Genomic DNA, 18,472 nt, shown 5'->3' with positions numbered 1-18,472 from the left:
CCCTTCCCCTTTTTCCTTGTACCCCGGGCTCTTCGTTTATACCGCATTGAATCCATCACTTACTTCAAACCAACTTTACGTTAAAATACCCCAATTATATTTATTAGGATATTTTATGGCAAAAAAGATGGCATCAGCTAGGATCTCTACAGCTAGTTCCCAGCTTCTTACTGAACTTAATAACTCTCTACCTTTTGACAAAGCACTTTATGCAGAGGATATCGAAGGTTCACGTGCACATGCATTTATGCTAGGAGAGCAGGGTATCATCTCAAAAGAGGATGTCGCTGCTATCGATGCAGGGTTGGCACAGATCAAAGAGGATATCGATGCAGGAAAGATCACGCTTGACGGTGATGATGAAGATATCCACATGGCGATCGAGCGTCACCTCACTGAGCGTATCGGTGATGCAGGGAAACGTCTGCATACAGCTAGAAGCCGTAACGACCAGGTAGCACTTGACTTTAGAATGTATGTACAGAGAAATACACTTTTGATCGGTGAGCTTCTTTTGGAGAATATCAAGACCTTTATCGATGTTGCAGAGAAGAATGCAGAGACACTGCTTCCTGGTATGACTCACCTGCAGCATGCTCAGCCTATCAACTTCGGTTACCATATGATGGCCTATGCTAGTATGTTTAAACGTGATTATGAGCGTTTTATGAGCTCTTATGAGCGTAATAATTTCTCTCCTATCGGATGTGCAGCACTTGCAGGTACACCACACCCGATCAACCGTAAGATCACAGCTGAAAAACTTGGGTTTGATGCACCGACACTTAACTGTTTGGATACGGTAAGTGACAGGGACTTCGCGCTTGAGATACTCTTTAATATCTCGACGATGATGATGCACATGAGCCGTCTTAGTGAAGAGCTTATCATCTGGAGTACAAGCGAGTTCGGCTTCGTGACACTAAGTGACAGACATGCAACAGGAAGCTCTATCATGCCACAGAAGAAGAACCCTGATATCCCAGAACTTTTAAGAGGTAAGACAGGACGTGTAAACGGTAACCTGATCTCACTGCTTACAGTGATGAAAGGACTCAGCCTTGCATACAATAAAGATATGCAGGAAGATAAAGAAGGTGTCTTTGACTCTGTAAGAACTGCAGTTCTTAGCTTGCAGGTAATGAATGAGATGATCGCTGAGATGAGAGTCAATGTAGAGAAGATGGATAAAGCATGTATGATCGGTCACCTTTCAGCGACAGACCTAGCTGACTATCTTGTACGTAAAGCAGGACTTCCGTTCCGTGATGCATACCATATCGTAGGTAATGTCGTGAACTTCGCTGAAGAGAAGGGGCTTGATATCTCTGAGCTTACCCTGGAAGATCTACAGAGTGTAGATACTCGCATCGCTGAAGATGTAGTAGCACTGCTTGATAACCGTGCTTCGATGAATGCACGTAAGTCTGAAGGTGGTACGGCTACCGAGAGAACTCTGGAGCAGATAGAGAGTATGAAGGGTTGGCTAGAAGCTCAAAAGTAAGGATGATGACTCTACTCCTTAAATTACTTCAGTAAAAGAGAGATAATGTGCATGGAAGAAAAATAAAAACTTCATTTCAGATATATAAAGATGCTTTAAAGTTTGAAATGATATTAGTAATTTTATTTATACTTTTTCTTGTATCCATTGAGTTTAGAACAAGTAGTCATTTAGAAAAATATGATGGTATACCTTGTCAAAATAAGATATTTTTTTTACAAAAACCTATGAGAAAAGTTATAGGTGGAAATAGTACTATGAATGAAGGGTACTATTATATTACAAAGAATATATTGCAAGATGTCGACGAAGACTATGTTACAGCGCAAAAAACTGATATAGTTTTTTCAAAAGGATCTGAGTTTAGAGTTGAGGGATACTATGTCGCATACAACAGTGGTCCATTGTCAGGTTTGGGTGGTGGACCAGTTCCTGAGTATCTTGTAAAAAATATCAAGAGTAATGAAAAATTTTGGATATCCTACTTTAGTTTTGATTGTAATAGTTGCAACGTTACTACAAATTTTGATGGTGAACATTTTGATGTATTTGAACATTTACCTAACAATAAGATAACTAAAATGGAGATAAACATATAACTTTAACTGGTTACATATCGCCTGATATGTAACCCATACTCTACTGTTTTTCATTTCTAACATTTTATCTCGTTCCCACTCTATTGAGTGGGAATGCATACTTTACGTTAATATCCCAATACTATAAAATTCATCGTTAGATGGCAGAAAGATATCAAATACGCACCCCAAGGGCACTTCCTCCTTTCAGTCAGGGCGCATTCCCGTGCGAACATGGGAACGAGAGTAAAAGAATAGAATGTATATTGCATATGAAAATTCCAATAAGTGGTGAAACATTCATCACTGTCTTATATTTTTTTAATATTTTTCTCAGTATAATGAATCCAGATATTAATGTTAAAAGCTAAACTTGTTGTGAAGCAAGGACAGAAAGTCATGGGTCTTTATGTGTTAAAGATCGCCAGACCGCACACTAAAAGAGGTATCTTTTCGATATCCATTTAAGGATAGTTCTGTTTTTTTTCTCCCTAGTTTTTGATATTTATATGATACATACCCAATCAAAGGATCGTTGTGAAAAAATATTTCTTCTTGGTAATTATGGCCCCGCTTTTTCTTTTTGCAAATACGGCATCACTATCCAAATCTCAAGAAATCAAAGCAGATCTGGTCACAGTGGTAAAATCAGAAAGAAAGATGTATCTTTCACATAGAGGAAAAGTATTAAAAACATATAAGATAGCTTTAGGCGGCAATCCTGTAGGTCACAAAAAAGTGCAAGGTGACCAAAGAACGCCGGAGGGCTACTATAAGCTTGATTATCTAAAAGAAAATAGTTCCTTTTATAAAGCCTTGCATGTTTCATATCCAAATGCAAGAGATTGTTGTAATGCCAGAAAAATGGGTAAAAGCCCAGGCGGATCGATCATGATCCATGGACAACCAAATAATGAAAGTGGATGGTTTAAATCATTTTTAAAACAACGTACTGATTGGACTGCAGGATGCATAGCAATGTATAATAGTGATATGGATGAAGTTTTAAAGCTTGTGCAGGTTGGAACTACCATTCATATCAAGCCTTAATGAGTTTGCTTTTTCTCTCCTTCCCAACGTCTTTGTTGGGAAAGTGCCCATAGGGTGCATACTTCATATGAGATTTTTGAGGATATTGAACGGCTAAAGAGCTTCTATCTTCTCAATAATCTTTCCAACTTTTTTAGCTTTTACCTTCACTCCATCCACTTTAGCCACAGGCTGAGACTTACATTTTTTACACATATTGATGCATGATTTGACTTTGATGGAAGCATCAGGGAAAGCATTGGAAAGCTTTTTTTCAAACTTATTGATCTTGGGAAATTTTTTGCAAATATTTATCTTCATAGTATGACTATAGCACTGTATGTGTGTAGTGTGTGGGGAAAATATATCAAATAAACATGTCAACTGAACGACCTTGTAAGCAGTCTTATTTGCAGTAGTGCAAAATAAGACGTAGCATTTCGAGAGGTTGACGATTTTTTGTTTCGTTTTTTCTAAAAAAATGAAAGAATAGAACATTTATTATCATTGAATGGTTGATGTAAAAGAGCTTATCTTTGTACATGCATTTCCATACTTTTCTTTTTAGTAAAGAAAAGTACCAAAAGAAAAGCGTTGTTTCACAATTGTGCGGACGATGCTCTCGGCGTGTTGCTTCGCAATATTGCACGCCTTCGCATCTGCACAAATAGTGCAAAACCACAAACACAATAATACAAATTAGAAAGGTCGTTCACATGACAGGTTTGAATTAAAATATTTGCTTTAACAAAGCCTAGGAAGTAGTGAGTTAATAAATACTCGGCAGGTTTATATTTTATATCTTTTATGCTATCGTATCCCCATACTATGAAGGACTATAATGGGAAGCGAGAGTACGGATATAAAATCTTTGGACCTTTATCTTGAGAAGCTTGAAAAAGGTACCTATGATGTCCATATGAGTGATGCGGATCATGCAGATTTTCTGGAGATACTGAAGCAGCATGATGAGGAGAAGTTCTTTACCTACATCAACCTTCTTTCCGTAGAGCTCAGGGCAGAGATACTTATGGAGCTTCCCCTTCCTTTTCAGGTCGATTATATTGAGGAAAGTGATGAAGTAAGACTTTCAGAGATCATTGAAGCACTTGACAGTGATGATGCGACCAATTTTTATCTGACCATTGCAAAGAAAGAGAAGGAAAAGAGCCAAAAGGTCTTTGAACTATTAAGTCAAAAGAGACAGGATACGATCTCTGATCTTATCACCTATCCTGAGGATCAAGCCGGTGCACTGATGCAAACAGAGCTCTTTATGGTACCAAGCTATAAGAGTATCGATGAGGGTAAAGCGTTATTGGCAAGACTCAAAAAAGAAGGGATAGGTACGGTTCAGTCAGCATTTATCACTGATGAGAGAGGAAAGTTCATCAAAACTATCCCGATAGATGATCTGTTGTTGGAAAGTTCGGATCAGACCTTTGATCAGATCATCGATAGATATCCCGAATCCTATAGTGTCTTAGCGCATGAGAGTATCGATAAGGTGATAGAGAGTGTGAGTAAGTATGACCTTACCACGCTGGCCGTACTTGATAATAAAGGTAACCTTTTGGGGCGTATCACCCATGATGATGCACTTGATGTAATGCAACGCCGTGCTACGGGGCAGATATATAACCTTAGTAGAGTACATAAAGATGAAGAGGTACAGGAAAGTTTTGTCAAGTCGACACAAACACGCTCTATCTGGCTGGCAATTAACCTCATTAATGCTATTATCGCATCACTGGTCATAGGTGTCTTTGAACATACGCTTTCTGCTATTATTGAACTTGCGATCTTGTTGCCTATTGTCGCCAATATGGCTGGCACGGCTTCTGTGCAGACAATGACAGTCATTATACGCCAGATGGCATTGGGAAACATCAACTTTACACTGCTTCGGCCGATATTTCTCAAAGAACTTCGTATTGCTGTCGCGAACGGAGTGATCTTTGGTGTAATGAGTTCTATCGCTGCGCATGTCTGGTTTGGAAATATGCATGTTTCTGTAGCGATCGGGCTTTCGATGTTTGTGAGTTTTGTCTTGGCAGGTTTGTTGGGAACGACTGTACCTATTGCCTTGAAAAAGATGAACTTTGACCCCGCCGTTGCCAGTTCGGTTATTGTGATCACTGCAGTGGATATCATCGGTTTTTTTAGTTTTCTTTGGTTTGCAAAGATGATTGCGTTATAACAAATAAAAAGGAATAAAATGAATGTATCAGTAGAGTATCTGGGAGATAAGAAATTTAAAGCGAATACTACGAAGTCTTCGTATATCATGGATTGTAAAGAGATCACTCCTGTGGAGTATTTTGCTACGGGGATTATCGGTTGTACAGGGATCGATCTAGTGATGATGGCTGAAAAGGATGGTTATGAAGTGAGTGACTATACGGTAAAAGCAGATATCGAACGTATCAGTGTGGCACCGATGAAATTTGCTTCTATCCATATCACTTATGACTACCATTGCGGATGTGAGGCCCAAAAAGCTAAGAGATATATCCTATCTTCATTGGAGAGTTACTGTACGACAGTGAACTCTATCAGGGACTCGGTAAAGGTAAGCTACACTATCATCCATAACGGTGAGAAGATCGCAGATAAAGAGAGTATCGCTTCTGGTGGCGGCACACTTCTTGATGATGGTTTTGGTGGAGCATGTTGCTCATAGTTTTTAACTCAAAGAGTTATAAGTGGTTTAAAGATTTTAATAGAGAATAAGTTTCTTTAGCCACTTTTTTAAAAAAAGTAGCCAAAAATCGTCAAGTTCATGAAACGCGACGGAAATTTTTGCACTTCTGCAAAACTTCCTGCTTTCAATGTCTTTCACTTGACACAATCATTTAGATCATGCTTGGTGCCAGAAAGGCGTGCCTATCGTTGGAGTAGATGGAGATGCCATGTCTCGCTCCTGCATCGTACCAGCTTTATAGCCAAGTCTACCTGCAGTTACAGCGTGTTTAAAGGCATTTGCCATTTGGACCGGATCGTGAGCCAAGGCAACAGCTGAATTCAGTAATATCCCATCATATCCCAGTTCCATCGCCTGGATCGCATGGGATGGTTTGCCTATCCCTGCATCTACGATCAGCTGAAGGTCTGGGAACTGTTTACGGATCGCTTTTAGGTTATATGGGTTCATCAGACCTCTTCCTGATCCAATCGGTGAACCCCACGGCATCAGTGTCGTACATCCTGCATCGACCAGCTTTTGAGCAAGAACCAGATCATCGGTGGTGTAAGGCAGTACTCTAAATCCTTCTTTGATAAGGACTTTGGTTGCTTCAACCAGTTCGAACGGATCTGGCTGGAGATTGTACTGGTTTCCTATCACTTCTACCTTGACCCAGTTGGTACCAAAGACTTCTCTTGCCATCATCGCAGTAGTGATCGCCTCTTGTGCTGTGTGGCATCCTGCAGTATTTGGCAGGACCTGGACACCCAGTGACTTGATGATATCCCAAAATGGGTTCCCTTTGTCTCCGCCGGACTGACGGCGTAGAGAAACAGTAACGATCTGTGAACCTGACGCTTCGATCGCCTCTTTCATCACTTTAGGAGAAGGGTAGAGTGCAGAACCGATCATCATACGTGAATTGAACTCTTTGCCTTCAAGTATCCATTTGTCGCTATTTGTATCTATCATATCTGTATGGCTCATTTTAGCCTCCTTGTACAGGTGCGAGGATGTCAAGTGCATCCCCATCTTTGATCATTGTTGTTTCATACGTCGTGTTGAGTACAAAAGTGGTATTGAGTGCCACGGCAAAGCCCACTTTATACTCCAGGGCGTCAAGCAGCTCTCTCACACTCATTTGTGCTTTTTCAAAAACTTTTTTTTCACCGTTTACAGAGATCGTCATGCGCTTTTCCTTATACCTGTATTCAGTGCCTCTTCTACGATCGCAGGAGCTAGCAGATAGCCATGGCGGTAAAGACCGTTGATACGGGTCAGTCCCTTATGCTGCTCGATACGGGGGAGGTTATCCTCCAGTGACGGGCGGCAGTCGGTTTTGGTCTTGACAATGCGTGCTTCAGCAAAGCTTGGATGCATACTGTAGACTGCCGAGAGCAGCTCTAGGGAAGATCGTACCGACATTGGTGACTTATCTTCACTTTCAATCTCCGTTGCACCGATCACGAAACGGTGATTGGCACGCGGAACAATATAGATCTTGTAGCGAGGGTGCATCAGTCTGGTCGGTCTGCTGATATCTACTTCAGGAGCATCAAGCCAGAAGACCTCACCGCGTACCCCGCGTAAGTCCGGCATCTCTGCTTTGGCACCCAGCCCGCGTGTATCAAAGATCCAGTCAAAATCAGTACCGTGTGTCGCATTGAAAGTATCTATATCACTGAGCCCTTCATCTATCGGGTGGTTTTCATACCAAGTAACCCTAGGATGATCCAGCAGATACTGTGTTGATGTTTCTACGAACATTGCAGAGTTGACCTGTCCTTCTGCATAAAGATGGTATGCCTGCGTATGGTGTCTAAGTGAAGGCTCAAGTTCTACAAGTGCACGGTTGTCCAGTGTCTTGATACCTTCTGCTGCAGGTACTTTGGTATGCAGGGTAGAGATAAATCGATCCAGTTCAGCTTGGTCCTGCGGGTGTGCAGTGATGATACTTCCTGTCTGCTGATAGGCTTCAGGGATACCTATCTTCTCTAGAAGAGTAGGCCAGAGTTTGATCGATCTCATCCCATGTTCCAAGATCACTGATTCTGCAGTTTCCATCTCGGCAAACGGTGCGAGCATGCCTGCTGCCGTAGATGCAGCTGCCCCTTCACCGTCATATCCTGCTTTTTCATAGATCGTCAGTTCTAATTCTTCATTTTCCAACAGGTTGAGTGCAGTGACCCTACCAAGCAGTCCTGCACCGATAATCGCTACTTTTTTCATGGACAACTCCTTAGTTGTTTACTATTAGTTATGAAATGGTTTAAGCAAAGCTCAAACCACTACGCTAACGCTGTGTTTGCTTCAGCAGCAGGCTCATGCGACTTGTCGCATTTGATAATCTTATTATCATGAATGAGCATGCTTTTATGATTTGCTCTTCTCTTGGTCTATATAGACCTCACTCCCCATTGCCTGGAAGGTCATGGACATTTCATCCATACCTTTTTGTTTTGCTTCTTCGATACTCATATTTTGTGCATCGGCAAAATCTCTTACCTCTTGAGAGATCTTCATCGAACAGAACTTAGGTCCACACATAGAACAGAAGTGTGCAGTCTTTGCAGCCTCCATCGGCATCGTATCATCGTGGTACTCTCTTGCACGTTCAGGGTCAAGACCGATATTGAACTGGTCTACCCATCTAAACTCGAATCTTGCATGACTCATTGCATCATCCCTAGCTCTGGCACCTGGGTGACCTTTTGCGATGTCTGCTGCATGTGCTGCAAGTTTGTACGTGATAAGACCCTCTTTTACATCTTCACGGTTTGGAAGGCCAAGGTGCTCTTTTGGTGTTACATAACAAAGCATCGCACATCCGAACCATCCGATCATCGCTGCACCGATACCTGAAGTGATGTGGTCATATCCCGGAGCGATATCTGTAGTCAGTGGCCCAAGTGTATAGAATGGCGCTTCATGACACCACTCAAGCTGCTTATCCATGTTCTCTTTGATCATGTGCATTGGTACGTGTCCCGGTCCTTCGATCAATGTCTGAACATCATATTCCCATGCGATCTTGGTAAGCTCACCAAGAACTTTCAACTCCGCAAATTGTGCTTCATCGTTGGCATCGGCAACCGATCCAGGTCTTAGACCATCACCCAATGAGAAGGTGATATCGTAAGCTTTCATGATCTCACAGATCTCTCTAAAGTGTGTATAGAGGAAGTTCTCCTGGTGGTGTGCGATCATCCATTTTGCCATGATCGAACCACCACGGCTTACGATACCTGTGACACGTTTAGCAGTCATTGGTACATGGTGAAGCAGTAAGCCCGCATGGATCGTAAAGTAGTCTACCCCTTGCTCTGCCTGCTCGATAAGTGTATCTCTGAAGACTTCCCATGTGAGATCTTCGGCGATACCGTTTACCTTCTCAAGTGCTTGATAGATAGGTACTGTTCCGATAGGTGTCGGTGAGTTACGTAAGATCCAGTCACGAGTTGTATGGATATTTTTCCCTGTAGAGAGGTCCATAACAGTGTCTGCCCCCCATCTTGTCGACCAAACCATCTTCTCTACCTCTTCGGCAATACTGGAAGTGGTCGCAGAGTTACCGATGTTAGCATTTACTTTTACAAGGAAGTTACGTCCGATGATCATTGGTTCAACTTCCGGGTGGTTGATATTACAAGGGATCACTGCACGTCCTGCTGCAACCTCTTGTCTAACGAACTCAGGAGTGATCTCATCAGGAAGATTTGCACCAAAGTTATCCCCTTTGAGTCTTGCTTCTCTCTCTTCGTCATTGAGGTATTTACGTGTCATCTCAAGGTTTTGGTTTTCACGCATAGCAACGAATTCCATCTCAGGTGTGATGATACCAGCTCTTGCATAGTGAAGTTGTGTAACGTTCTGACCTTCTTTTGCTTTGAGCGGCGTACGAACCAGACCTTTTGAACCTGCTGTAACAAATTCCAATTGTTCTTCTGTGTTGTAGCCATTGTCCTCAGGCTCCATGATGCGTCCTTCGTACGCTTCTACATCACCCCTAGCTTCGATCCATGATTTACGGATAGCCGGAATACCTTTTTCTACATCGATCTCAACAGTTGGATCTGTATATGGACCTGATGTGTCATAAACATGTAGTACATCCTCGTTGCTTAGTGTGATCTTTCGCATAGGAACGCGGATTTCCGGGTGTATCTTTCCTGCGAAATATACCTTCTGCGAACCTGGTAGCGGTTCTCTTGTCAGAACATCATTGGATGTCTTTAGTGTGTCTTGAAATCGTTTTGTCATTTTTTTACCTCATATATTGGTATATATTATGTGTAAAAAAGACGGAGTTGCAGATTTAGAGGTATGCACCATTCATGCATGGAGTATTCTAAAATGGCAGTTCAAAACAAGATGTTTTGTGCCGTTGCTTTCCTTCTTCCTTACGCCGGTATGATCCGGTTCAAGTTCAACGGGTCTGGCACTGCCATCTCAGCCTACTGGGGCATCCATTTGCTAAAAGTTTGTGCTCTTAGCAAATAGATGCCATTTAGACTCCCCGAAAGGACTTAACCGCACTATAGCAAAGTAAACTTTAATCTAATATAAAACGAATTGGGGATTAGTTTGATATGGTTGGTTTTGTTACATAGAGAGTGATGTTGGAAAGAAAATCTAGATATTGTTTGTCACTGAGCATTTGGTGTACAGATACGAAAGCGTGCATATTTTGCGAAGCAAACACGCTGTAGTATCGTCAGTACGCTTGTGAAGTGGCGATTTTTTGCCTATTTTTTATAAAAAAAGTAGTGACTCATACTTAATATTACAACAAGTGTTGAATGTTACTTTTTAGAAAAGCGCCCAACGGAAGTGCCCTTGGGGTAAACCAAAAGCGTCTTCCCTCTCGAATCGCTTCGCTTTCAAGGTCGTTCGGGATGACATTATTCTATTTTTTATTGTTATTGTTTAAATTATTGAACCAGAGAGAACAAAGAATAGTATAGAGCTCTTTATAAAGGTGAAGCTTTTTGAGACTGATCTTGGCACTGTTTTTGAAATAGCTTCGTAAAAAATAACGCTCCTCTTTGGGAGTGAGGTTGAATTCTGCAGCGATGGTTGCCAGGTCAAAGTATCGGTCATTGATCCCTGTATATTCCCAGTCGATGAACTTCACACTTTGATGATGAAAGAGGATATTTCTGGGGTTTAGATCATGATGAGTGAGAACGAAATCTTTAGGTTCATTATCAAGTTTCCTCAGGGCTTTAAGGGCTTTAGTGTGTTTGGGTTTGAAGTCTTTTTTCAGGCGGTAACGTTTGGTCCTCAGCTTGATCTTGTGAAGTTTTCGCAAGGTTGAGGCCAAGGTTCTCAGGTCTCTTGGTGTGAGCTTGTTCTTATGCTCTCCGTCTAAAAAATCTGAGATGATGAGGTAATTTTCCGCATCATAGTGAAACGGCTTTGCTCCCAGTTTCCTGTGATGTGCCTGTTGTTGCACCTTGTATTCAAAAGCACGGTTGATCGCATTGGGCTGAAGCTTTCTCAGCAGATAGCGTGTATTTTCAGTGATGGCCAGATAGTTGATATTGCAATACCCCTGTTTGGGAAGCAATGAGAGGGTTTTGATAGGGTCTTTTAGGAAAAACGGGTAGCCTTCTAGCTTAAGATCCATCTATACTCCAGACTTTGATTTGCGCCAGCTGATATATCCATAGACAGAAAGCATGACATAGACCATGAAAAGAATGATAGTGACATAATAACCTGTCGACCAGTAAAGTGTGATCGCTGCGGTATCTATGAAGATCCAGTAAAGCCAGTTTGCCAGTATCTTTTGTGCAAGCATCCAGGTCGCAAATATAGAGAAGACCATGACTGTCGCATCAAGATAAGGAAGGCGTGCCGAGGTATAGGTAGTGAGAAGATATCCTACAACAAGGCCAAAGAGCATTGCAATCACAATGCCAATGATGTGTTTGGAAAGCGGCCATGAAGTGATAGGAAGTTCTTCATCTCCCTTGCCTGTACCTCGTTTCCAGAGTATAAAACCGTAGATGGACATCCCCATGTAGTAGAAGTTGAGCAGTGCTGATGAGAGCAGCTGCCCTTCCCAAAAAAGGATGGTATAGATCAATGTACTGAAAAACCCTGATACCCAGCACCATGCCGACTCTTTCGCTGCCAATATGACATAGAGTATTCCCAGTATTACGGCGACTATTTCCCACTTCGACATTGCAAGAAACGCATCAAAGAGGAGAGCTAGGTCAAAGTTCATATTAGTAGATACCTTTGCGGTTATTTCCAACAAGTTTGATGACAAATACCGAATCAGGAAGTTCCTCGAAGACTGTATATATCTCTTGTTGCAGCAGTTGCATAATAATAGCATAATCCCCATGTATCTGGGTGCTTAGTTCATTGCGAACGATATCTACATTTTCTTCTTTTTCCAGTGCAGCGATGAAGTCAAGAATGGGTTGCTCATACCCCATCTCTTTGAGAGGGTAGAGACTGATATCTACTGAGATCTGCATAGCTGATCCTTAGAAGTCGTAAGATACCGTCAAACCAAAGGTTCTTGGGTCACCTTGCTGCGTATAAAGTGCTTCTCCTGTACCGAAGTTATCAAAGTAATATCCTCTAGTTTGATAATCAGCATCTGCAAGGTTTCTTCCCCAGAGTATTGCACTCCAGCTTCCGGTTGTATATTCTATACTTGCATTCACCAATGCATAAGCGTCAGATTTTTCATCATGTGAGTTAGAGAAGTAATAGCTTCCTCTTCCTTCTACATTAGTATTGAACTTCCAGTTTTCAGTCATAAAGTAGTTCAGCCCGATATTGTACTGATATCTAGGTGATTGTGCAGGAGTTCTTCCATCTTTTGAAACATCATCAACCAGGTTGTAGAAAGTATCAAATTTTGCTTTTAGCAGTCCTAAACTTGCATCAAAAGAGATAACATCATTAGGACGATAGGTAAGTTCTGTTTCAAGTCCGTAATATGTACCTTTTTCTGCATTAGTGATATAGTCCGTATATTTATAACTTTCTGTTACATACGAAGTTCCTACTTGTTGATCCTTACGTTTCCCGTAGAATAGGTTCACTCTATTACTAAGTTGCCCATCAAGATAGCTGCCATTCACACCTAGGTCAATGTTCCATAGTGCTTCTGTTTGATACTGTTTTGGAAGGCCACTTGCATCAGTTACAGGGTTGAAACCTCCCGGTTTATATCCACGTGATAGTGTTACATAGTAAAGCTGAGATGCATTCATCTGGTACTCTAGACCAATTTTTCCGCCTACGAGATTTTCTGTATCATTAAATGTCGTACCATCAGAATCTTGATAGTCTGTTTCCCATTGCTCAAGACGTAATCCGGTTACAAGTTTAAGCGTTGGACTCAAATCTGTATCCAATTGTCCGTAAATAGCTCTACTGTCAGCACTGTAATTGCTTAAAAACGGTGCTATAAAATAGGTGTTGTTTCTTACTAGATCACTTTCATATTTTTTATAATATGCACCAAAAGTCCATGCAGTGGTTGAATTAAAGATCTTTCCGGCTTCATCAGAGACCAATCTTACATCAACATCTGTTTGTTTTTTATCACGAAGGTATTGATCAAACGAAGTATAGTATTCATCTGTGTATGTCCAGTCTTCATCATAGCTATATTCAATATCCGATTTACTATGACTTACCGTACTCTCTACATGGAACTGATCGTTTACTTGATACACGGATTTCAAAGCAAAAGCATTTGTTTTTTGTGTGTCACGACCCGGTTCATCAGATTCAGTTGTTCTTGTATTGTTTCTATTGAAAGCATCGTAACCGTTGTCATTATTGATATGCATAAAGGTCATATCGATGGTATGTTTATCAGAAACGAACCATCGTAGTTTAGCTTTAGCTGTCAGTTCGTCTATGCCATTGGTATCATCACGATTTAGGTAACTGTTGTGAATAAAGCCGTCACTGTCATTTTTATAGATTGAGAGTCTTCCTAAGAGTGTATTCTCAATAAGCGTGCCTCCAACAGCTGCACCGAATGCTTGTGTATTGTAGTTTCCTACCGTCGCTTCAAGGTGTCCTTGTGTCTCTTCAGTTGGTTCATTACTTTCTACTGTAACCATTCCTGCCAAAGAATTTGCTCCAAAAAGCGTACCTTGCGGTCCTCTTAATATCTCTATTTGCTTCACATCAAAAAGAGATGCACCCAAAGTGGCATTGGAAAAGTCAACACCATCAATCATTAGACCAACTGTAGGATTGATAGGTGTTTCAAACTGACCTCTTTCACCCATACCTCTGATTTGGATGTATTTTGACTTTGAACCACCTGCAGAGAAGTTCACATTGGCAGCACTTCCTACAACTTCCATGAAGGCTTGAGAAGATTTATCATAGATCTTATCTTCAGTAATTACAGTAACGGCATTACTTGTCTGAGAAAGCTTTTTTGCTCTGAAGTCTGAACTTACAACTATTGGATCAAGTTCAGTAGTGCTTTCTGCATATACACTTTGAAGTGCCAACGCAGCAATAAGTGACAGGGGTAATAGTTTTGTATTCATCATACTATCCTAAATATAGATTTATCGGTATATCTTAGGGGAAGAGTAGAAATCTTGAAGTGATGAAAGTGTTCTTTCCTACGCCGGTATGACCCGGATCAGGTTCAAAGGGTATTTCTCAGGTAAAACTACCACCCCTAGATACAATGATATTAATGAGAGTATACATTAGAGGTGCTTAAATAAGATAAATTTTATCCGATTTAAAAAAGATCAAAAACATTTCTATGAGATGAAAAGTAACAATAGTTTCTCGGTCTATGAGGTAAGGGTCATCCTTCCCCGACATCTGTCAGGAGATGGATAAAGAGGTTTAGATACTGCGGTGTACATCTTCGTGAGAGTGATCCCACTTGAGTTTTCCTCCGCCAAGAAGGTGGAAGTGAAGATGGAATACTTCCTGTCCGCCATCATTCCCGTTATTGGTAATAAGTCTATATCCTGTTTCATCGATACCTACTTTTCGTGCTACCTCTTGTGTAAATTGAGTCAATCCGGCCATCGTCTCAGCGCTTACATCCTGAAAACAATCTACATGGATTTTAGGGATGATAAGGATATGGATGGGTGCCTTTGGATAGAGGTCATTAAATGCTAAAAAATGTTCGCTTTCATGCACTGTATTGTTAGGGATCTCTCCATTTACGATTTTACAAAATATACACATACTAATAAGTCCTTTCAACGCTTTTCATGGGCAATTATAACACAGATAAAGCATAATAAATCCCACTGTTAGTAACTTTTCGATAAAATCACGACAATATACACAGAAGTCAGCTACAGAGGATTGTATGAAAGAATTAGAAGAAAAGATAGTTCAGGCTGAGTCGCTTGAAGCACTTGAAAAAGTACGTGTGGAACTTTTCGGTAAAAAAGGTGTACTTGCTGCAGAGTTTGCAAGAATGAAGGATATCCCCGGACCTGAAAAAAAAGCATTTGCTGAAGGTTTAAACACAACAAAAGCAGCACTGCAGGAAAGTTTTGATACTCGTTATGAAGCATTGAAGGCTGAGGAGATAGAGAATCTTCTTAAAGCTGAAGCGATCGATGTTTCTATGTATGGAAATAGAGTACAGAAGGGTGCGCTGCACCCGGTAATGGAGACGATGGATAAGATCATCGATTACTTTGTGGCACTTAACTTTGCAGTGGAAAGCGGTCCGATGGTTGAAGATGACTTCCATAACTTTGAAGCACTTAACCTGCCAAAATACCACCCTGCACGTGACATGCAGGATACCTTCTATTTTGGTGACGGTTCACTGCTTCGTACGCATACTTCACCGGTACAGATCCGTACGATGATGGAGACAAAACCGCCGATCCGTATGATCGCACCGGGATCTGTATTTAGACGTGATTATGACCTGACACACACACCAATGTTCCATCAGGTAGAAGGACTCGTTGTCGATGAGAAAGGGAAGATCAGTTTTGCAAACCTCAAAGCGATCCTGACAGATTTCCTTCGTTATATGTTCGGTGATGTTGAGGTACGTTTCAGACCAAGTTTCTTCCCGTTTACCGAGCCATCAGCCGAGGTTGATATCTCATGTATCTTCTGTGAAGGAGAAGGATGCCGTGTTTGTTCACAAACAGGCTGGCTTGAAGTACTTGGATGTGGAATTGTGGATCCAAATGTATTTAAAGCGGTTGGATATGAAAATGTAAGCGGTTACGCATTTGGTTTGGGAGTAGAGCGTTTTGCGATGTTAATGCATAAAATCCCTGATCTTAGAAGCCTGTTTGAAGGAGATATTCGTTTGTTGGAGCAATTTAGATGATAGTAACAAGAAGTTGGTTAAGTGAATTTATAGATCTGAGTGATGTATCGAATGATACACTCTACAAAACCTTTAATGCTATAGGTCTGGAAGTAGACAGTATCAAAGAGATCACAATACCAAGTAAAGTCGTTATCGGTAAGATACTTTCTTGTGAAAAACATCCTGATGCAGATAAACTGAATGTATGTAAGATCGAAGTAGGATCGGGAACAAGACAGATCGTATGTGGTGCTGCCAATGTTGTGGATGCGGAGTATGTAGCAGTAGCAACGATTGGTGCGGTATTGCCTGGTAACTTTGAGATAAAACATGCAAAATTGCGTGGTGTAGAGAGTGAAGGAATGGTATGTTCTTCTACTGAGCTTGGCCTTCCAAAAATGGGTGATGGGATCATGATCCTTGATGAGAGTATCGGAGAACTTGAAGTCGGTAAAGAGTTTGGTTCCTATCCTACTGTGGCTGATACGATCATTGAGCTTGAGCTTACTGCAAACAGAGGTGACTGTTTAAGTATCTATGGTGTAGCAAGAGACCTAAGTGTCGCTCTGGATAAAGAGTTGAAGGTTTTTGATTACAAGCAAGAAGAGAAGATAAAACTTGGTATTGCAAGAGAAGCTGAGATCCATCAAGAGGGTGAGATGGATGCTGATCTTTATTATAAACTGGCAAACATTGAAAAATTCCATACCGGGTTTATTGTGGAGCTTAGACTTGCAATGGCAGAGGAGAGTACAGAAGGGAAACTTGATGCCATGTTAAAGTATGCAATGCATACAACGGGTATCTCACTTAGAGCTTATGAAAGCAGTTGTTTCCGTACCGAAGAAGATAAAGTAACAGTGATTGCACGTTCAACACAAAAAGGGATCGTCGAAGTTGTAGGTAACGGTAAGGTACTTTCAACAGTCGGTGTGAACCAAGATGAAGCATCAAAAGCTACAGATAAGAGTGAACAGATACTTATTGAAGCAAGCTATATTAATCCTGATGTAATGGTAGAAGCAATCTGGGGTGCAGAAAAATCTTATGAAACAGATGATATCTACTACAACGCCTCAAGAGGTAGTAGTCCTGATCTCATTTTTGGACTCAGCTATCTTTCTATGCTGCTTGATATCTATTTTGAGTTCTCCTGTTATGAAGGTGCACTGCGTGTAGATGTAAACAGGGAAAAAGATGCGATCGCTATAGATGCTAAAGAGATCTCATCGATTATCGGTATGGAGATAGAAAAGAGTAAGATCGTGACAATTCTTCAGCGTTTGGAATTTGGTATCAACTCGGTAGATGAGACAGTAATCTCTGCAACTATCCCACTCTTCAGACATGACATTAAAAATGTTCAGGATGTTGCTGAAGAGATCGTTAGAATCATCGGAATCAATAATATCGAAGCAAAACCTTTGGCATTTACAGAAGCAAACCGTCTTAATGCTACCTCTGATAGATACAAAGTGAAAAAAACATTTAAAAACCGTGCTGTGGGGTGTGGATTCTATGAAAATGTGAGCTATGTGTTTACACAAAAATCAGTACTTGAAAAATACGGCTTTGCAACAGTAGATGAGAAGTTGGAACTTTCAAATCCGATTGCAGAAGAGCTTAATACTCTTAGAACGACGATATTAACAAACCTGTTACAGGCTGTGAAGAGAAATGTAAGTTACTCTAAAAAGTCTATTCCTCTGTTTGAGATCGGTGCGGTATTTGATCAACAGCGTCAACAAAAAGAAGTACTCTCTTTTGTTTTTTCAGGACACTCTGAGAGTGAAAGTGTACAGAATGCCGGTAAACCGAAAACAATAGACTTTGCTACATTTGTTGATAAGATCAGTGCGATTATTGGTGAGTTTGAACTGGTACCGTGCAGTAGTAAAAACGGATTGATCCATCCATATCAATCAGCAGATATCGTAATTGACGGCAAAGTATGCGGGTATCTTTCAAAGCTTCATCCTACAGTACAGGAAAGCTATGATATTCCTGTAACATTCATTGCTGAACTGGATTTTGATCCATTACTGCCAAAGCATATTAATGCAGAAGGTATTTCTAGATTCCAGGGGGTCTATAAAGACCTTTCAGTTGTGATAGACAAAGCAATCTCATACTATGAGGTGGCAAAGGTGATCAAGGCTCTTGATCTGCCTATGTTGAAAGACGCTTATCCTGTAGATATTTATGAGGATGAAAAGCTTGGAGAGAAGAAAAGTTTGACTATTCGTTTCTTTATCCAGTCTATGGAAGATACACTTAAAGACAGCGATATTGAGTCGGTAATGAATAGTATTATGGGCGCTCTTGAAGAAGCGTGTAATGCACAGATCAGGTAGGTTAAG

At 41.0% G+C, this 18,472-nt stretch carries 17 protein-coding genes and 3 riboswitches; of the genes, 7 read left to right on the top strand and 10 right to left on the bottom strand.

The window, feature by feature from the left end:
- Window positions 1-115 precede the first annotated feature (115 nt).
- The 3 genes from argH to PGH07_RS08205 all read left to right on the top strand — a co-directional run bounded on the left by argH (window position 116) and on the right by PGH07_RS08205 (window position 3,132).
- Entirely contained in the window at window positions 116-1,504 is a 1,389-nt protein-coding gene (argH, locus tag PGH07_RS08215; RefSeq protein WP_289413919.1) for an argininosuccinate lyase, read from the top strand.
- Between the two features lie 47 nt (window positions 1,505-1,551).
- Window positions 1,552-2,103, top strand: a complete 552-nt coding sequence (locus PGH07_RS08210) for a hypothetical protein (RefSeq protein ID WP_289413917.1) — start codon at window positions 1,552-1,554, stop codon at window positions 2,101-2,103.
- 335 nt (window positions 2,104-2,438) lie between these two features.
- A riboswitch (cyclic di-GMP riboswitch) is annotated at window positions 2,439-2,519 on the top strand.
- Between the two features lie 100 nt (window positions 2,520-2,619).
- Complete coding sequence (locus tag PGH07_RS08205; protein ID WP_289413916.1) at window positions 2,620-3,132, top strand: L,D-transpeptidase family protein; 513 nt, start codon at window positions 2,620-2,622, stop codon at window positions 3,130-3,132.
- Window positions 3,133-3,225: 93 nt separating this feature from the next.
- Here the strand turns inward: PGH07_RS08205 and PGH07_RS08200 are convergent, their stop codons facing one another.
- Window positions 3,226-3,432, bottom strand: coding sequence for a DUF1450 domain-containing protein (locus PGH07_RS08200; protein WP_289413915.1), 207 nt, complete (start codon window positions 3,430-3,432; stop codon window positions 3,226-3,228).
- 520 nt (window positions 3,433-3,952) lie between these two features.
- On the opposite strand from PGH07_RS08200, the gene PGH07_RS08195 reads away from it, so the two are divergent.
- Together PGH07_RS08195 and PGH07_RS08190 are read left to right on the top strand one after the other, a co-directional pair.
- Window positions 3,953-5,311: a magnesium transporter gene (locus tag PGH07_RS08195; protein ID WP_289413914.1), complete on the top strand. Its 1,359-nt coding sequence runs from the start codon at window positions 3,953-3,955 to the stop codon at window positions 5,309-5,311.
- An 18-nt stretch (window positions 5,312-5,329) separates the two neighbouring features.
- Entirely contained in the window at window positions 5,330-5,794 is a 465-nt protein-coding gene (locus PGH07_RS08190; RefSeq protein ID WP_289413912.1) for an OsmC family protein, read from the top strand.
- A 177-nt stretch (window positions 5,795-5,971) separates the two neighbouring features.
- Here PGH07_RS08190 and PGH07_RS08185 read toward each other — a convergent pair whose 3' ends face one another.
- The 9 genes from PGH07_RS08185 to PGH07_RS08145 all read right to left on the bottom strand — a co-directional run bounded on the left by PGH07_RS08185 (window position 5,972) and on the right by PGH07_RS08145 (window position 15,010).
- Window positions 5,972-6,784 (bottom strand): thiazole synthase, encoded by an 813-nt coding sequence (locus tag PGH07_RS08185; RefSeq protein WP_289413911.1) that lies wholly within the window; start codon window positions 6,782-6,784, stop codon window positions 5,972-5,974.
- Window position 6,785: 1 nt separating this feature from the next.
- A complete protein-coding gene (thiS, locus tag PGH07_RS08180) occupies window positions 6,786-6,986 on the bottom strand; it encodes a sulfur carrier protein ThiS (protein ID WP_289413910.1) in 201 nt (66 codons plus the stop codon).
- Window positions 6,983-8,026, bottom strand: coding sequence for an FAD-dependent oxidoreductase (locus tag PGH07_RS08175; protein ID WP_289413909.1), 1,044 nt, complete (start codon window positions 8,024-8,026; stop codon window positions 6,983-6,985). Before PGH07_RS08175 ends, thiS begins: the two co-directional genes overlap by 4 nt.
- Before the next feature lie 144 nt (window positions 8,027-8,170).
- A complete protein-coding gene (thiC, locus tag PGH07_RS08170; protein ID WP_289413908.1) occupies window positions 8,171-10,057 on the bottom strand; it encodes a phosphomethylpyrimidine synthase ThiC in 1,887 nt (628 codons plus the stop codon).
- A gap of 119 nt (window positions 10,058-10,176) precedes the next feature.
- Window positions 10,177-10,326: riboswitch (TPP riboswitch) on the bottom strand.
- A 377-nt stretch (window positions 10,327-10,703) separates the two neighbouring features.
- On the bottom strand, window positions 10,704-11,426 hold the full coding sequence (locus tag PGH07_RS08165) for a choline/ethanolamine kinase family protein (RefSeq protein WP_289413907.1): 723 nt from the start codon (window positions 11,424-11,426) through the stop codon (window positions 10,704-10,706).
- Entirely contained in the window at window positions 11,427-12,032 is a 606-nt protein-coding gene (gene pnuC, locus PGH07_RS08160) for a nicotinamide riboside transporter PnuC (RefSeq protein WP_289413906.1), read from the bottom strand.
- A gap of 1 nt (window position 12,033) precedes the next feature.
- Entirely contained in the window at window positions 12,034-12,291 is a 258-nt protein-coding gene (locus tag PGH07_RS08155; RefSeq protein WP_289413905.1) for a hypothetical protein, read from the bottom strand.
- A 9-nt stretch (window positions 12,292-12,300) separates the two neighbouring features.
- A complete protein-coding gene (locus PGH07_RS08150) occupies window positions 12,301-14,343 on the bottom strand; it encodes a TonB-dependent receptor (protein WP_289413904.1) in 2,043 nt (680 codons plus the stop codon).
- Between the two features lie 58 nt (window positions 14,344-14,401).
- Window positions 14,402-14,492: riboswitch (TPP riboswitch) on the bottom strand.
- A gap of 164 nt (window positions 14,493-14,656) precedes the next feature.
- Window positions 14,657-15,010 (bottom strand): histidine triad nucleotide-binding protein, encoded by a 354-nt coding sequence (locus PGH07_RS08145; RefSeq protein ID WP_289413903.1) that lies wholly within the window; start codon window positions 15,008-15,010, stop codon window positions 14,657-14,659.
- 127 nt (window positions 15,011-15,137) lie between these two features.
- On the opposite strand from PGH07_RS08145, the gene pheS reads away from it, so the two are divergent.
- Together pheS and pheT are read left to right on the top strand one after the other, a co-directional pair.
- The gene (gene pheS / locus PGH07_RS08140; RefSeq protein WP_289413902.1) at window positions 15,138-16,130 is read left to right on the top strand and encodes a phenylalanine--tRNA ligase subunit alpha; all 993 of its coding nucleotides are present in this window, start codon (window positions 15,138-15,140) and stop codon (window positions 16,128-16,130) included.
- Entirely contained in the window at window positions 16,127-18,466 is a 2,340-nt protein-coding gene (gene pheT, locus PGH07_RS08135) for a phenylalanine--tRNA ligase subunit beta (protein ID WP_289413901.1), read from the top strand. Before pheS ends, pheT begins: the two co-directional genes overlap by 4 nt.
- Window positions 18,467-18,472 lie beyond the last annotated feature (6 nt).

Origin of the sequence: Sulfurovum zhangzhouensis, assembly GCF_030347965.1 — a bacterium.
GTDB lineage: Bacteria > Campylobacterota > Campylobacteria > Campylobacterales > Sulfurovaceae > Sulfurovum > Sulfurovum zhangzhouensis.
Note: the sequence above shows the minus strand (reverse complement) of the source record. Positions and strands in the feature narration are given on the sequence as shown.

Bases quoted from the DNA above. Each gene is read 5' to 3' on its own strand.
- argH (WP_289413919.1), top strand. From the start codon at position 116: ATGGCAAAAAAGATGGCATCAGCTAGGATCTCTACAGCTAGTTCCCAG.
- PGH07_RS08200 (WP_289413915.1), bottom strand. From the start codon at position 3,432: ATGAAGATAAATATTTGCAAAAAATTTCCCAAGATCAATAAGTTTGAA.
- PGH07_RS08195 (WP_289413914.1), top strand. From the start codon at position 3,953: ATGGGAAGCGAGAGTACGGATATAAAATCTTTGGACCTTTATCTTGAG.
- PGH07_RS08190 (WP_289413912.1), top strand. From the start codon at position 5,330: ATGAATGTATCAGTAGAGTATCTGGGAGATAAGAAATTTAAAGCGAAT.
- PGH07_RS08185 (WP_289413911.1), bottom strand. From the start codon at position 6,784: ATGAGCCATACAGATATGATAGATACAAATAGCGACAAATGGATACTT.
- thiS (WP_289413910.1), bottom strand. From the start codon at position 6,986: ATGACGATCTCTGTAAACGGTGAAAAAAAAGTTTTTGAAAAAGCACAA.
- PGH07_RS08175 (WP_289413909.1), bottom strand. From the start codon at position 8,026: ATGAAAAAAGTAGCGATTATCGGTGCAGGACTGCTTGGTAGGGTCACT.
- thiC (WP_289413908.1), bottom strand. From the start codon at position 10,057: ATGACAAAACGATTTCAAGACACACTAAAGACATCCAATGATGTTCTG.
- PGH07_RS08165 (WP_289413907.1), bottom strand. From the start codon at position 11,426: ATGGATCTTAAGCTAGAAGGCTACCCGTTTTTCCTAAAAGACCCTATC.
- pnuC (WP_289413906.1), bottom strand. From the start codon at position 12,032: ATGAACTTTGACCTAGCTCTCCTCTTTGATGCGTTTCTTGCAATGTCG.
- PGH07_RS08155 (WP_289413905.1), bottom strand. From the start codon at position 12,291: ATGCAGATCTCAGTAGATATCAGTCTCTACCCTCTCAAAGAGATGGGG.
- PGH07_RS08150 (WP_289413904.1), bottom strand. From the start codon at position 14,343: ATGAATACAAAACTATTACCCCTGTCACTTATTGCTGCGTTGGCACTT.
- PGH07_RS08145 (WP_289413903.1), bottom strand. From the start codon at position 15,010: ATGTGTATATTTTGTAAAATCGTAAATGGAGAGATCCCTAACAATACA.
- pheS (WP_289413902.1), top strand. From the start codon at position 15,138: ATGAAAGAATTAGAAGAAAAGATAGTTCAGGCTGAGTCGCTTGAAGCA.
- pheT (WP_289413901.1), top strand. From the start codon at position 16,127: ATGATAGTAACAAGAAGTTGGTTAAGTGAATTTATAGATCTGAGTGAT.